Consider the following 14,420-nt stretch of genomic DNA (forward strand, 5'->3'; position numbering starts at 1 on the left):
CTCCGAAGTCGCGCTAGAGTTGTACACGCAGCGAGGTCCTGTGGAGCAGTTAGGAGTGCTCGCCACCCTGTCAAGGTGGAGGCCGCGGGTTCAAATCCCGTCAGGACCGCAGAGGAAGGCCCGGCGTCTGAGGACGCCGGGCCTTCGCTGTTGTGGGGAAAGTCGAGGGGGCGGTTGTGGTCTACCGGTACGCCACGGAACGGGCGGACCACTCGGCGTTGGCCAGCGGGAACGTGCTGCGGTCCGCGCCGGGGTTCCCCGGGTTCCCGGTGCGGTTGGCCAGCGAGCTGTTCCAGCGGGGCCTGGCGCACCTTCCCCAGACCCGGGTCCGGATGTGGGACCCGTGCTGCGGCAGCGGCTATCTGGTGACCGTGCTGGGGCTGCTGCACCGGGACCGGATCGTCCACGCGCGGGCCACGGACGTGGACCCCGACGCGGTCGCCCTGGCCGCGCGCAACCTCGCACTGCTGACGCGCGCCGGGTTGGCCGAGCGCGAGGAGGAGCTGCGCCGCTCCGCGCTGGACTTCGGCCGCGCGGAGTTCGTCGGGCGGGCCGAGACCGCCGGAGCCCTGGCGGCGGGTCTGGTCGCGATGGGCGGTGACCTCCCCCACGAGACGGGTGTGGCGGACGTGTTCACGCTGTCGGAGCCGGTCGAGGCCGACCTGGTGGTGACGGACGTGCCCTACGGCGATCTCACGCACTGGCGGGGCCGGATCCCCGGTGACGACCCCATGGGGGCACTGCTGGCCTCCCTGGGCCGGGTCCTGCCCCCGCACGCCGTGGTGGTGGTGACCGCGCGCACGCGCCGGGTCGTCCTGCCTCCCGGGGTGCGCGCCCTGGAACGGGTGAAGGTCGGCAACCGCGCGGCCGTGCTCGTGCGCGCCCGCGACGTGGCCCCCTGACGGAGTCGCGCCGCCGCGTCGTCCACAGGCTGTGGACGGCGTCCGGGGGTGGGCCGGAGGCCCCGCCGAGGCGCGTACCGTTCGGGCCGGAGGCGGCCGGTCGGCGCGCCCCGGGGCGGGGTCGCCCTGCGCTGTTCCGGTGCGTCTGACGGCTTTCCCACTTCCGCTCGCATACGGACCCCTTGTCGGCGATTCACCACGATTGTCGTCCCGGGCGGTGTGGGAAGTGGGAGTTCGGCACGACGCGGGGCATATTCGTGAACGGAATGTCGTGGGAGGCCGGCTCCGGCTCGTCCCTTCCGGGCGGCGCCCAGGTCAACGAGGTGTATTCGCGATGGCGGTACGAGGTCAAGGCGGCGGAAGGGGCGGCGCCCCGCCGCGCGCGGGTTCGTCCCTGGCCCGGCCGGAGCCCGTTGGCGGCACGAGATCCCAGCTCGGAGAGGGTGACGTGTGCTACCGGGGCCGGTGGAGCCATGACACGGCGGTGCGTTCCGCCCGCGGTGTGACCCGCGCGGGATTCTGTTCCTGGAATGCTCATGCCAAGGACGCAACCATCACCTGGGAGAACCAGGTGACCGATGACCGTTCGGCGGGTACGGAACGGCCGGAACACGGACCGCGGGATGGTCCGCGCGGCGCCACGTGCTCCTGGTCCGCCCTTTCGTCGGCCCGGGTGCGCCACACCTACGGCCGCGGCGTGCCGGTGCGGATGTCCCACGCGCCGCGCGACCGCCGGACGAGCGACGGGAGGGCCGCGCGGCCGGACCGCGCCGATCCCCTCGACTGGGACGGCAACGGACGGCCCGACGGCCTGCTCCCGCCGCGGGAGACCGACGGCGACCGCGGCGCGGGCACCGCAATCCGGGAGGAGGAGCGGGGATGACCGACACCACCACCAACGCCACGGAGGGCACCGGGGGCCCAGGGGGCTTCGGGAGCCCAGGGGGTCCCGGGGGCGACGCCGCCGAAGCTGCCGCCGGGCGCGCCGCCCGGCGCGCGCACCGCGTCGCGGTGACGCGCCAGGCCGCCGCGGTCCTGCTGGGCTACCCGGACGAGCTCTTCTTCGACCGCCTGCCGCTGGTGGCCCGAGCGGTCGCCGGGATCCCGCGCGGCGCCGTGCGCGAGGCCCTCGACGAGTTCTGCGAGTACGCCACCACCACGCCGGAGCCGGAGCTCTGCGAGCACTACGCGGACGTCTTCGACCCGCGTCGCCGCAGGACCCTGCACCTGGCCCACTACACCGGCGGCGACCCGCGGCGGCGCGGCCACGCACTGGCCGAGGCGGCCGACGCCTACACCCGGGCGGGGTGGCGGGTGAGCGACGGCGCACTCTCCGACCATCTGGCCGTGGTCCTGGAGTTCGCCGCCCGGGGTGACACCGCCGCCGGGGAGGCGCTCCTGGTGCGGTTCCGGCCCTGCCTGGAACTCCTGGGCACCGCCCTGCACGCCCACGGGACGGTCTACGCGCGCGTGCTCGACGCGGTCCGCCTCACGCTGCCCTCGTCCGGGCACGGCGAACGCGAGGCCGCCCGCCGACCGGCCGCGCAGCGCCCGCCCGCCGAGAACGCCGGCGCGGATCCCTGCGGCGCCGGCGTTCCACCGCCGCGGACCCGCGCGAGCGGGGTGGTGGGACAGGGCTCGGCACCGGAGGCGTCGGCTGAGGGCGGCCCGCCCGTGCCCTGAGGGCCCCGGCGGCCGGCGCGGCGGGTTCCCCAGGGCAGGGGCCGCGCCGCGCGCGTGCCGAAGCGTTGGTCACACAGAGACGGAGCACCACATGGAACTGTTCCCGGACTTCCCGCTCGACTCCTGGTACGACACCAAGCAGACCCTGCACCGCTTCGAGCAGATCGTCGGCAAGGTGCGGTTGGAGCACAGTCCCCGCCGCAACCACTGGTGGCACGTGCCCTTCCACCTGACCGGGTCCGGCCTCACCTCCCGGCCGATGGGACTGAGCGACGGCAACCCGGTGTTCACGGTCGACTTCGACTTCGTCCGCCACCGGCTGGTCGTGTCGACGCTCGACGGGCAGGAGGCCTCCCTTCCGCTGGAGGGGCTGAGCGTGGCCGACTTCTACCTGCGGTTCCAGTCGCTGCTGGACGGCGTGGGTGTGGACGGGTCGATCTCGGTGGCGCGCCCCTTCGACCTGCCGGACTCCGACCGGCCCTTCGCGCAGGACCACGAGCACGCCACCTACGTCCCCGAGCACGCCACGCGGTACTGGCAGGTGCTGAGCCAGGTCAACCTGGTGCTGGAGGAGTTCTCGTCAGGCTTCTCCGGCAAGATCAGCCCCGTGCACCACTTCTGGCACACCTTCGACATCGCCGTCACCCGCTTCTCCCCGCACCCCGTTCCGCAGCCGCGGGACGCGGGCGGACTCGTCCGGGAGGCCTACTCGCGGGAGGTCGTCAGCTCGGGTTTCTGGTTCGGCGACGACGCCGTCCCCGAACCCTGCTTCTACTCCTACACGGCGCCGGAACCGGACGGTCTGGCCCAGGAGCCGCTGTCTCCGGTGGCCGCGGAGTGGACCAAGAGCGGGAACGGCCACCTGGCGCTGCTCCGCTACGCCGACGTGCGCCGGATGCCGGACCCGCGTGCCTCGGTCCTGGAGTTCCTGGAGAGCTCCTACCGGGCGGGGGCCGGTCTGGCCGGATGGGAGATCTCGGCGCTGGCGTGCCCCGGCGGGGTGACCGACCCCTACGTCGTCCGGGGGTGACGCCGCTCCCTCCCGGCCGGGCGGGGACGTCCGCGACCGCGTGGGAAGGGGCCGGAGGCCGTCGTCAGGAGGCCGCGGTGCCGTTCCCGTCGTGGTGGCCGGAACGGACTTCACGGGTGGAAAGGGCGGGAACGCTGGTATCCGACCACGGAACCGGCAACGGGAACGTGGCATTCTGTGGGGCGCACGTACCCCGCACGCGCCGCGTGCGGGGCCGACGCACGGAGCGATGATGGCCATGGAGCTGACGGTCGAGGACGCGCGGGAGCGGTCGAGGTTCGAAGTGAGGGTGGACGGGAACCTGGCGGGGTTCTCGGCCTACCACCTGATCGACGACGGGGTGCTGGCCCTGCCCCATGTGGAGGTCGACCCGGCCTACGAGGGCCGGGGCGTGGGCAGCGCCCTCGTCCGGGAGTCCCTGGACACCATCCGTGCGCGGGAGCTGCGGATCGTGCCCATCTGCCCCTTCGTCCAGGCGTTCCTGGAGCGTCACCCGGAGTACGCGGACCTCGTTCACCAGGGCTGATCCGGGGCGGGTGCGCATCGGTCGGCGAGATGAATCTGGACAAAGATCCGTATAACGGAAATATCACCGGGCGGACAATGTCCAGACAAGGGTCGTCCACATGGTGATACGAGCCCTCTGCACGGGTATGAGTGGGCGGTTGTCCCTCAACCTGAGCGAAGGAGCTCGACCCCCGTGATTTCCGCAGACGCAGCACCCACCCTCAGCGCGAGTCTCACCGAGGCCATAGGCGGCGTCAACGACGTTTTCTGGGCATGGATCCTGATCCCCCTGCTCGTGGTGGTCAGCCTCTACTTCACCTTCGGATCGGGCCTGGTCCAGCTCCGGATGATCCCGGAGATGTTCAAGGTCGTCAGAGGCGAGCCCGAGATCGCTCCGGACGGCAAGAAGGCCGTCTCCTCGCTCCAGGCGTTCATGATCTCGGCCGCGGCCCGGGTGGGGACCGGGAACATCGTCGGTGTGGCCGTGGCGATCTCGCTGGGCGGCCCCGGCGCGGTGTTCTGGATGTGGGCGATGGCGCTGATCGTGGGCGCGGCCAGTTTCGTGGAGTCCACCCTCGCCCAGCTGTACAAGGTCCGTGACCGCACCGGCTACCGCGGCGGCCCCGCCTACTACATGGAGCGGGCACTCGGCCAGCGCTGGCTGGGGGTCCTCTTCGCGATCATCCTCATCCTGACCTTCCCGATGGTCTTCAACGCGGCGCAGAGCAACACCATCGCCGGTGCCGTGACCAACTCCTCCGACGCCCTGGGCACCGGCTCGGGCCTGTGGCTGTCGGCCGCCGTCGGCGTCGCGGTCGTCGTGGCCACCGCGCTGGTGATCTTCGGCGGCGTCCGCCGGATCGCGCACACCGCCCAGGCGCTCATCCCCGCCTTCGCGGCCCTCTACGTCGTCATCGGCCTGGTCATCATGGCGATGAACTACCAGGAGGTCCCCGGTGTGTTCGTGATGATCTTCGAGCACGCCTTCGGCCTCCGTGAGTTCGGCGCCGCCGCGCTGGGCACGGTGATCGTCCAGGGTGTGCGCCGGGGCATGTTCTCCAACGAGGCGGGCCTGGGCTCCGCCCCCAACGCCGCGGCCAGCGCCTCGGTCACCCACCCGGTCAAGCAGGGCCTGGTCCAGACCCTGGGCGTGTACTTCGACACCCTGGTGCTGTGCACGGTGACCGCCTGCATCGTCCTGCTGGGCAGGGGGGACGAGCCGCTCGACGGCGGGCTGGAGGGCGACCTGGCCCAGCACGCGGTCATGGCGTCCCTGGGGCCGTGGGCGCTGCACCTGATGACCCTGATCATCATCCTGGTCGCGTTCACGTCGGTGCTCGGCAACTACTACTACGGCGAGTCGAACATCGAGTACCTGACGCGGAACGAGGGCGTCCTGTTCGGCTACAAGGTGGTGTTCCTGGTGGCCACCATGCTGGGCGCCCTGGGTTCGATCGACCTGGTGTGGACGCTCGCCGACACGACCATGGGCCTGATGGCCCTGGTCAACCTGGTGGCGATCACGCCGCTGGCGATGATCGTGTTCCGGTTGCTCAAGGACTACAACGACCAGCGCCGCGAGGGCCGCGACCCGGTGTTCACGCGCGACCGCGTGCCGGGGCTGAAGGGCGTGGAGTGCTGGGACCCGGCGACCGAGGACGCGGACGTGTCCGAGGGGACGCGGGCCTGACCCCGACCATGGCGCGGGGGGCGGATCCCGTCGGGGTCCGCCCCTTCTCGCGCCCGACGTGCGGCGAAGCCATCAGGAGGGCCCGGGAACGGGCGTTCGCGGGCAAGCGTGTTCTTTCGGTCACGGCGAATCACCGCTAGTGTTCTGGATCACAGTTGTGGCGGCCAGTGTGTCTCGTCGAGGGAGTCCGATGTCCATCGTCTCAATCGAGCCCGCCACCGCCGAGCGGTGGGAAGACTTGGAGAACTTGTTCGGGCCGACCGGAGCCTACGGGCACTGTTGGTGCACGTTCTTCCGAAGACGGGCCAAGGACCACACCGCGAGCACCTCGTGCGAGCGGTCGCAGCGGGGTGTGGACAACAGGGAGGAGCTGCGGCGGCTGACCCTCGACGGGCGCGTGCCGGGGCTCCTCGCCTATGACGAGGACGGCCCGTGCGGCTGGGTGTCGGTGGCGCCCCGGGAGGACTTCATCCGCCTCTCCCGCTCGCGCTCGCTGCGCCCGGCCGACCCGCATGAGCCCGGTGTGTGGTCGCTGGTGTGCTTCTGGCTCCCGCCGCGCCGCCGTCGGCGCCGACTGGGCAGCCGCCTCCTGGAGGGGGCGATCGACTACGCCCGCTCCAACGGCGCCCGGGTGCTGGAGGCCTACCCGGTCGACACGGCGGGCGGGCGCGCCCCGAGCGCGGAGGTCTACACCGGGACGGTGGAGATGTTCCGCCGCGCCGGCTTCACCCTGGCCGGGCACCACCTGAGTGAGCGCGTGGTGGCCCGCCTGGAGCTCAAAGCGGAGTAGGCCCGCCTCCGGCCGCCGTCCCCACCGGCCCCGGAAACGCCGAGGCCGAGCCGATCCCACCGGTCCCGGTCCCGGTCCCGGTCCGACCCGCACCCACCCCCACCCACCCCCACCCACCCCCACCCACCTCCTCTCCAGCGCAGGCCCCCGCGAGATCCGGACGCGTCCGGGCGGGGGCTTCTTTGCCGTTCCTTGGTACCCCCCTGGGGTACTGTGAGGAAGCGGGTCGCGGACGTGCGACGGCGGAACTTGACGGACGGATACCCCCTAGGGGTATAGTCGGGTCCTGTTGGAGCGGTCCGCATCAGGGGCCGCCACACGAATCAGGAGGCGACATGGCTACCGCTGTCTACACGGTCGACGGCATGACCTGCGGGCACTGCGTGAACTCCGTGACCGAGGAGGTCACCGGGGTCAACGGGATCACCGACGTTCAGGTGGACCTGGAGTCCGGCAAGGTGACCGTCACCAGCCAGGGCGACGTCGACGACGCCTCGGTGCGTGCCGCCATCGACGAGGCCGGCTACGAGGTGCGTGCCTGACATGAACGTGACCACGAAGCTCGGGCTCTACGTTCTGGGCCTCGTGGCCGTGTTCGCCGTGATGTTCGGGGCCGGCTCCCTGGCCGGCCCCGTTCTGCCGGAGCGGACGCAGAACACAGAGCACGCGGAGGACCAGGGCCACGAGGACACCGCCGACCCCGACGAGGCGGGCGGCCACGACGACACGGACATGGAGCGGTGACGTGACGACCAGCAGAACCCAGGAGCGGTCGGTCGAACTGGCCATCGGCGGCATGACCTGCGCCGCCTGCGCCAACCGCGTCGAGAAGCGGCTGAACAAGCTCGACGGTGTCACCGCCAGCGTCAACTTCGCGACGGAGAAGGCGCGGGTGAACTTCGACGGAGCGCCGATCGAGATCGAGGAGCTCGTCGCCCAGGTCGAGAAGGCCGGCTACACCGCCGCCGTCCCCCGCACGGAGAAGTCCGCGGCCCAGGAGTCCGAGGAGGAGGCCGACCCCACCCGCGCGCTGCGCGACCGGGTGGTCATCTCCCTGGCGCTCTCGGTCCCCGTCATCGCCATGGCGATGGTCCCCGCCCTGCAGTTCACCTACTGGCAGTGGGCCTCGCTGGCCCTGGCCGCCCCCGTCATCGTCTGGGGCGCCCTGCCCTTCCACGTCTCGGCGTGGAAGAACCTCAAGCTCGGCACCGCCACCATGGACACCCTGGTCTCGCTCGGCGTGACCGCCGCGTTCCTGTGGTCGCTGTACGCCCTCTTCCTCGGTACCGCCGGGACGCCGGGCATGGTGCACCCCTTCGAGTTCACCATCTCCCGCACCGACGGCTCCGGCAACATCTACCTGGAGGTCGCCGCCGGCGTCACCTCCTTCATCCTGCTCGGCAAGTACTTCGAGGCGCGCTCCAAGCGCCGGGCCGGGACCGCGCTGCGCGCCCTGCTCGAAATGGGCGCCAAGGAGGTCACGGTCCTGCGGGACGGCCGCGAGGAGCTCGTCCCGGTCGACCGGCTCGCCGTCGGCGACCTCTTCGTGGTCCGCCCCGGGGAGAAGATCGCGACCGACGGTACCGTCGAGACGGGCACGTCCGCGGTCGACATGAGCATGCTCACCGGCGAGTCCGTCCCGGTGGAGGTCGCGCCCGGCAGCACCGTCGTCGGCGCCACCGTCAACGCGGGCGGCCGCCTGGTCGTGCGCGCCTCGCGGATCGGCTCCGACACCCAGCTCGCCCAGATGGCGCGCCTGGTCGAGGACGCCCAGAACGGCAAGGCCGCCGTGCAGCGGCTCGCGGACCGCGTGTCCGGGGTGTTCGTTCCGGTCGCCATCATGATCGCGGTCGGCACCCTCGGCTTCTGGCTCGGAACCGGCGAGCCGACCGCCGCCGCGTTCACCGCCGCCGTCGCCGTCCTCATCATCGCCTGCCCCTGCGCGCTCGGCCTGGCCACGCCCATGGCGCTGATGATGGGCACGGGCCGCGGCGCCCAGATCGGGATCCTCATCAAGGGCCCCGAGGTCCTGGAGAGCACCCGCCGGGTCGACACCGTCGTCCTGGACAAGACCGGCACCGTCACCACCGGGACCATGGCCCTCGCCGCCGTCACCGCCGCCCACGGGCAGGACGAGGACGAACTGCTGCGCCTGGCCGGAGCGCTGGAGAACGCCTCCGAGCACCCCATCGCCAGGGCGATCGCCAAGGGCGCGACCGAGAGGGTGGGGGCGCTGCCCGCACCCGAGGACTTCGCCAACATCGAGGGCCGGGGCGTCCAGGGCGTCGTGGACGGCCACGCCGTCCTCGTGGGCCGGGTCGCGCTGCTCGCCGAGTGGTCGCAGGACCTGCCGGAGGAGCTCGCCGACGCGGTCGAGGCCGCCGAGACCCGGGGCCGCACGGCCGTCGCCGTGGGCTGGGACGGCCGGGCCCGGGGCGTGCTGGTGGTGTCCGACACGGTCAAGCCGACCAGCGCCGAGGCGGTCCGGCAGTTCCGCGACCTGGGACTGACCCCGATCCTGCTCACCGGCGACAACAAGGCCGTGGCACGCGCCGTCGCCGACGAGGTCGGGATCGAGGAGGTCATCGCCGAGGTCCTGCCCAAGGACAAGGTCGACGTCGTCACCCGGCTGCAGGCCGAGGGGCGCACCGTGGCCATGGTCGGCGACGGGGTCAACGACGCCGCCGCCTTGGCCCAGGCCGACCTGGGGCTGTCCATGGGCACCGGTACCGACGTGGCGATCGAAGCCAGCGACCTGACGCTCGTCCGCGGGGACCTGCGGGCCGCCGCGGACGCGGTGCGGCTGTCCCGGCGCACGCTCAAGACCATCCGCGGCAACCTGTTCTGGGCCTTCGCCTACAACGCGGCGGCGCTGCCGATCGCCGCGGCGGGCCTGCTCAACCCGATGCTGGCGGGTGCGGCGATGGCGATGTCGAGCGTGTTCGTGGTGACCAACAGCCAGCGGCTGCGCCGCTTCCGGCCGCTCACCGAGCCCGCACCCCAGGACTGACCAGGGTGGCCTGGCCGAAGCGGTCCCGCTTGCCGGGACCACAGGGGGTCTGTCCGGGCCAAAGCAGGAAGGGCCGCGCCGCAGGCGTCCGTTGAGGGTGGTGGCGGGCGACGGTGCGGGAACGAGCCAGGCAGTAGCGACGACGAGGGCCCCGGCGTGAAGCGCCCCGAGCAACGGAGTGTGCCCTGATGGTGACCGGGGTCTCGCTTCCCGGGCACGAGGCCGCTAGGGTTTGCGCGAGAACTCCCCGTAGTCGGGGGTTCTCGCGCCAACCCGCGCGGCCTTTCGCCGTGCCCGAGCCCTGGAAGGACGGCCCCTCCCGTCCCCGACCCCACCCCCCAGCCGAGGTCCCGTGACATCTGGATGCCCACACGTAGCGCTCCACCACAGTGAGCCGCACCCCGACCCCTACGCCGTGTACGAGAAGATGCGCGCCGACCACGGCCCCGTGGTCCCCGTCGAGCTCGAACCCGGCGTGCACGGGTGGCTCGTCACCGACTACTCCACCCTGATCTCCTGGTCCCGGGACACCACGACCTTCACGCACGACTCCCGGCTGTGGAAGGACTACCGCGAGGGCCGGGTGGGGGTCGACTCCGGCCTCATCCCGATGATGGCGCCCCGCCCCAACGCCCTGTTCGTCGACGGCAGCGAGCACCAGCGCCTGCGCCGCGCCCTCACCGACTGCCTCGGCAGCGTGAGTGAGCGCCGGCTGTCCGAGACCACCCGGCGCTACGCCGACAGCCTGATCGACCAGTTCTGCGAGCGCGGCGAGGCCGACGTCCTCAACGAGTACGGCCGCATGCTGCCCCTGCTGGTGATGAACGAGCTCTTCGGGTTCAGCGAGGACCAGGGCCTGCGCTTCGCCTCCGCCATGCGCAACATCTGGGCGGGCGTGGACAGCGAGCGCGCCAACGCCGAGGCCGAGCGGGCACTGTCGGAGGTGGTCTCCGCCAAGCACCGGGTGCCCGGGGACGACCTCACCACCCGGCTGATCCAGCACCGCGCGGCCCTGACCGACGAGGAGGTGCTCCACCAGCTCCTGCTCATCATCTCGGCGTCCAACGAGCCCACGGCCGCTCTGCTGTACGCGACCGTCCGCGAGGTCCTGACCAGGCCGGGCGTCACCACGGGCTCGGACGCCTCGCTGTCGGCGGCGGCCCTGGACGACGTCGTCAACGAGGTCCTGTGGAAGGACCCGCCGATCACCAACTACCCCGTGATCTACCCGCGCGTGGACGTGCCCCTCGGCGGAGGGCGCGTCATCGAGGCCGGTTCACCGGTCCTGCTGGGCTTCGCCGCCTCGGACCACTTCTTCCTCAAGGAGAACGCCGAGGAGATGGCCGAGACCAGCAACCGGGCGCACGTCGCCTGGGGCGCGGGCCCCCACCGCTGCCCGGCCATCGACGAGGCCACCACCATGGTGGCCATCGCCGTGCGCACACTTCTCACCCGGCTGCCCGGCCTGACCCTGGCCGTGGCGCCCGACGAACTGCGCTACCAGCTCTCCACGCTGACCTGGCTCCCCCTGCACCTGCCCGTCCGCTTCACGCCGCAGTCCCCGCTCAGCTCCCCACACGAGGAAGGAGAGTCGTGGACGCCGTCCGACTCGCCCCTGGAAACCTCCGAGCCCAGACCGAGCACCTCCGCGCCCTGGGGCCTGTCGTCCCTGTCGAACTTCCTGGTGAGGTTGCTGCGTGGGTCGTGACCACGCACGCGGCCGTCGACGAGGCGCTGGCCGACCCGAGGGTGCAGAAGGACAGGAAGCACTGGACGGCCTTCAACGCCGGTGAGGTTCCCCCGGACTGGCCGCTCATCTCCTGGATCATCGCCGAGAACATGCTCACCAGCGACGGCGCCGAGCACACCCGGCTGCGCAAGCTGGTCTCGCGCGCGTTCACCCCGCGCCGACTCGAACGGCTCCGCGAGAGCATCGTCGTACTCGTGGAAGGCCTCCTCGACTCCCTGGCGGCGGAGGCCGCCGCGGCCGGCGACGGGGTCGTCGACTTCAAGGCGACCGTGGCACAGCCGCTTCCGGTGACGGTCATCAGCGACCTCTTCGGACTGGACCAGGACATCCGGCCGAAGCTGCACCGCCAGGTCAGCGTGTTCTTCGACCAGAGCATCGGCCCCGACGAGGCCATGGCGACCTTCATGGAGATGTGGGCGCTGCTGACGGAGCTGGTCGCCACCAAGCGCGCGGAACCGGGCGACGACCTGACCAGCGACCTCATCGCCGCCCGCGACGAGGGCGACAGGCTCAGCGAGGACGAACTGGTCTGGAGCCTGGTGCTGATCATCAGCGCGGGCTACGAGACCACGATGAACCTCATCGCCAACGCGGTGCGGGCGCTGCTCGGCCACCGCGCGCAGCTCGACCTGGTGCTGTCGGGCGAGGTCGGGTGGGACCGCGCCCTGGAGGAGGTCCTGCGCTGGGACGGCGCCAGCGCGTTCGTGCCGATGCGGTACACCACCGAGGAGGTCGAGCTGGCCGGGGTGACCGTGCCCGCCGGGGAGCCGCTGCTGCTGGGCTACGGCTCCGCGGGCCGCGACCCCGAACGATACGGCGGGACCGCGCACCTGTTCGACATCACCCGCGAGGACTCCGCCCACCTGTCGTTCTCCCACGGCCGGCACTACTGCCTGGGCGCGAGCCTGGCCCGGATGGAGGTCCTGGAACTGCTGCCGCGCCTGTTCGCGCGCTTCCCCGGACTCGACCTCGCCGTGGCCGAGCAGGACCTGGAGCAGCTTCCGTCCTTCATCGTCGGGGGCGTGCGGTCACTCCCCGTCCGCCTCACCTGACCCACCCGGGTGTGGGACACGCCCGGACGAGCCGGTCCCGCCGTCGGACGCGTCACAGCGTCCACGGCGGGATCGTCGCATGTCAGGGGTGATTCGTCCGAGCCGGCCCGAGGCGGTGGACAACCCGGACACCCGGGCGGGGAACGTCGCCGGTCGGTTCGGCTCCTAGACTCGCTGGTGTCTCCCAGTGGTGCCCCTCCACCTGCCCCGACCTCCCATGCCTGCCTCCCCCCTCAGAGGAATCGCACACTTATGAACAGTTCGGAAGCCGACCCCGGTCGACTCCTGGCCAGCCGCTACCGCCTGGAAGAGGTGCTCGGCACAGGCGGCATGGGGAGGGTCTGGAAGGGGACCGACACCCTCCTGGACCGGCCCGTCGCGGTCAAGGAGCTGACCACCCCCGCCAACCTCCCCCCGCACGAGATCGAGGTCCTGCGGACCCGCATGCTCCGCGAGGCGCGCAGCGCGGCGCAGCTCAGCCACCCGTCGATCATCACGGTGTTCGACGTGGCCGAGGAGGACGGCCGCCCGTGGATCGTGATGGAGCTCGTCCGCGGACCCTCCCTGGGCGACCTCGTCAAGACCGACGGCGTCATCGGCGTGGGCCGGACCGCGGGGATCGGTGAGCAGATGGCCGCCGGGCTGGCGGAGGCGCACGGGCGCGGGATCGTGCACCGCGACGTCAAGCCCGGCAACGTGCTCATCGCAGGGGACGACCGCGCGGTGCTCACCGACTTCGGCATCGCCCACCTCGACGGCTCCACCCACCTGACCAGCACGGGCCTGCTGATCGGTTCACCCAGCTACCTCGCCCCGGAGGTCGCGCAGGGCCAGTCGGCGACCCCGGCCTCCGACCTGTGGTCGCTGGGGGTGACGCTCTACCAGGCGGTCGAGGGCGGCCTGCCGTTCGACCGGCCCACCCCGATGGCGACGCTCACCGCGATCGTCACCCAGGACCTGCCCGAGGCCGAGCGCGCCGGAGCCCTGGGACCGCTGCTGGAGGCCCTGTGCGAGAAGCGCCCCGAGGACCGCCCGACGGTCACCGAGGCGCGCGTCCGGTTGCGGGAGATCCGCGACGCCGAGGAGGAGTCCGCGGGCGCGTCGGCCGTCGCCCCGGCCCTGGCCACGACCGCGCCCGCGGACCTGTCCCCGGCCCCGGACGAGGATGGGGCGGAGGCGGCGCCGGCCGCGCCCTCCCCGGACCTTCCGAAGGAGCCGACGCGAGCCGACGAGGCGGCGGCGTCCGCCGCTGCGCCCGCACCGGTGCGGGCCGCGGGCCGCGGGGGCCGGGGAGCGCACGGCCGGCGCACCCTGCTGATCGTGGCGGCCGTGCTCGTCCTCCTGGTGGCCGGGGCGACGACCAGCGTTCTGCTGAGCATGAACCGGCCGGGCGCGGGGCCGGACGCGGGACTGGTCGACGGCTCCCAGGAAGCGGGCGCGGGCACGGGCGGGGACCCCACCGACGGCGAGGCGCGGGAGGAGACCGGCGACGAGGGGGAAGGGGACCCCGGTGGCGCGGAGGAGCCGGAGCCCGAGGAGTCCGAGGAGCCGGACGAGGAGTGGGACTTCCTGGTCCGCCACGAGGACCCGACCGGCTTCTCCGTGGACGTGCCCGAGGACTGGAACGAGGACCGCCGGGACACCATGGTCTACTTCCGCAACCCCGACGGCGGCTACCTGCTCGTGGACCAGACCGACGAGCCCAACTCGGACGCCGGGGACGACTGGCGCGCGCTGGAGCCGAACGCCCGGGGCAATTTCCGCGGCTACGACCTCACGGGGATCGAGGACGTCGAGGCCGACTGGACCGAGGACTACGTCAGCGCCGCCGACTGGGAGTTCACCTTCGACGGCGACGGCGGGCGGATGCACGGCATCAACCGGGGCTTCCACACCGAGGAGAAGGGCTACGCGCTGTTCCTCGTCGCGAGCAACGACGACCCCGAGGCCAACCGGGCGCTGCTGGACCGGATGTCGGAGACCTTCGAGCCGGCCGCCTGACGGTA

13 protein-coding genes and 1 tRNA gene are annotated in these 14,420 nt (G+C 72.2%); all 14 read left to right on the forward strand.

From position 1 onward, the window contains the following. The first annotated feature begins 34 nt into the window (after positions 1 to 34). The 14 genes from M1P99_RS14180 (at position 35) to M1P99_RS14245 (ending at position 14,415) form a co-directional block, all read left to right on the forward strand. Positions 35 to 109: transfer RNA gene (locus M1P99_RS14180), tRNA-Asp, on the forward strand. 67 nt (positions 110 to 176) lie between these two features. After that, positions 177 to 902, forward strand: a complete 726-nt coding sequence (locus M1P99_RS14185; RefSeq protein ID WP_304453125.1) for an rRNA methyltransferase — start codon at positions 177 to 179, stop codon at positions 900 to 902. Between the two features lie 673 nt (positions 903 to 1,575). Beyond that, complete coding sequence (locus M1P99_RS14190; protein WP_304453126.1) at positions 1,576 to 1,785, forward strand: hypothetical protein; 210 nt, start codon at positions 1,576 to 1,578, stop codon at positions 1,783 to 1,785. Beyond that, a complete protein-coding gene (gene narJ, locus M1P99_RS14195; RefSeq protein WP_304453127.1) occupies positions 1,782 to 2,585 on the forward strand; it encodes a nitrate reductase molybdenum cofactor assembly chaperone in 804 nt (267 codons plus the stop codon). The genes M1P99_RS14190 and narJ overlap by 4 nt, the downstream gene beginning before the upstream one ends. A gap of 91 nt (positions 2,586 to 2,676) precedes the next feature. Beyond that, complete coding sequence (locus M1P99_RS14200; RefSeq protein ID WP_304453128.1) at positions 2,677 to 3,615, forward strand: DUF5996 family protein; 939 nt, start codon at positions 2,677 to 2,679, stop codon at positions 3,613 to 3,615. Positions 3,616 to 3,853: 238 nt separating this feature from the next. Beyond that, positions 3,854 to 4,141: a GNAT family N-acetyltransferase gene (locus tag M1P99_RS14205; RefSeq protein WP_304455688.1), complete on the forward strand. Its 288-nt coding sequence runs from the start codon at positions 3,854 to 3,856 to the stop codon at positions 4,139 to 4,141. Between the two features lie 174 nt (positions 4,142 to 4,315). Beyond that, a complete protein-coding gene (locus M1P99_RS14210; protein WP_304453129.1) occupies positions 4,316 to 5,812 on the forward strand; it encodes a sodium:alanine symporter family protein in 1,497 nt (498 codons plus the stop codon). Positions 5,813 to 6,002: 190 nt separating this feature from the next. Further along, positions 6,003 to 6,602: a GNAT family N-acetyltransferase gene (locus tag M1P99_RS14215; RefSeq protein WP_304453130.1), complete on the forward strand. Its 600-nt coding sequence runs from the start codon at positions 6,003 to 6,005 to the stop codon at positions 6,600 to 6,602. A 335-nt stretch (positions 6,603 to 6,937) separates the two neighbouring features. Next, on the forward strand, positions 6,938 to 7,144 hold the full coding sequence (locus M1P99_RS14220) for a heavy-metal-associated domain-containing protein (protein ID WP_304453131.1): 207 nt from the start codon (positions 6,938 to 6,940) through the stop codon (positions 7,142 to 7,144). A gap of 1 nt (position 7,145) precedes the next feature. After that, the gene (locus M1P99_RS14225; protein WP_304453132.1) at positions 7,146 to 7,346 is read left to right on the forward strand and encodes a hypothetical protein; all 201 of its coding nucleotides are present in this window, start codon (positions 7,146 to 7,148) and stop codon (positions 7,344 to 7,346) included. A gap of 1 nt (position 7,347) precedes the next feature. Continuing rightward, on the forward strand, positions 7,348 to 9,612 hold the full coding sequence (locus M1P99_RS14230; protein ID WP_304453133.1) for a cation-translocating P-type ATPase: 2,265 nt from the start codon (positions 7,348 to 7,350) through the stop codon (positions 9,610 to 9,612). Positions 9,613 to 10,027: 415 nt separating this feature from the next. Then, complete coding sequence (locus tag M1P99_RS14235) at positions 10,028 to 11,320, forward strand: cytochrome P450 (protein WP_304453134.1); 1,293 nt, start codon at positions 10,028 to 10,030, stop codon at positions 11,318 to 11,320. Beyond that, positions 11,317 to 12,414 (forward strand): cytochrome P450, encoded by a 1,098-nt coding sequence (locus M1P99_RS14240; RefSeq protein ID WP_304453135.1) that lies wholly within the window; start codon positions 11,317 to 11,319, stop codon positions 12,412 to 12,414. The genes M1P99_RS14235 and M1P99_RS14240 overlap by 4 nt, the downstream gene beginning before the upstream one ends. A gap of 252 nt (positions 12,415 to 12,666) precedes the next feature. Next, positions 12,667 to 14,415 (forward strand): serine/threonine-protein kinase, encoded by a 1,749-nt coding sequence (locus M1P99_RS14245; RefSeq protein WP_304453136.1) that lies wholly within the window; start codon positions 12,667 to 12,669, stop codon positions 14,413 to 14,415. Positions 14,416 to 14,420 lie beyond the last annotated feature (5 nt).

Origin of the sequence: Nocardiopsis sp. YSL2 (genome assembly GCF_030555055.1) — a bacterium.
Lineage (GTDB): Bacteria > Actinomycetota > Actinomycetes > Streptosporangiales > Streptosporangiaceae > Nocardiopsis.

Bases quoted from the DNA above. Each gene is read 5' to 3' on its own strand.
- narJ (WP_304453127.1), top strand. From the start codon at position 1,782: ATGACCGACACCACCACCAACGCCACGGAGGGCACCGGGGGCCCAGGG.
- M1P99_RS14200 (WP_304453128.1), top strand. From the start codon at position 2,677: ATGGAACTGTTCCCGGACTTCCCGCTCGACTCCTGGTACGACACCAAG.
- M1P99_RS14220 (WP_304453131.1), top strand. From the start codon at position 6,938: ATGGCTACCGCTGTCTACACGGTCGACGGCATGACCTGCGGGCACTGC.
- M1P99_RS14215 (WP_304453130.1), top strand. From the start codon at position 6,003: ATGTCCATCGTCTCAATCGAGCCCGCCACCGCCGAGCGGTGGGAAGAC.
- M1P99_RS14245 (WP_304453136.1), top strand. From the start codon at position 12,667: ATGAACAGTTCGGAAGCCGACCCCGGTCGACTCCTGGCCAGCCGCTAC.
- M1P99_RS14205 (WP_304455688.1), top strand. From the start codon at position 3,854: ATGGAGCTGACGGTCGAGGACGCGCGGGAGCGGTCGAGGTTCGAAGTG.
- M1P99_RS14225 (WP_304453132.1), top strand. From the start codon at position 7,146: ATGAACGTGACCACGAAGCTCGGGCTCTACGTTCTGGGCCTCGTGGCC.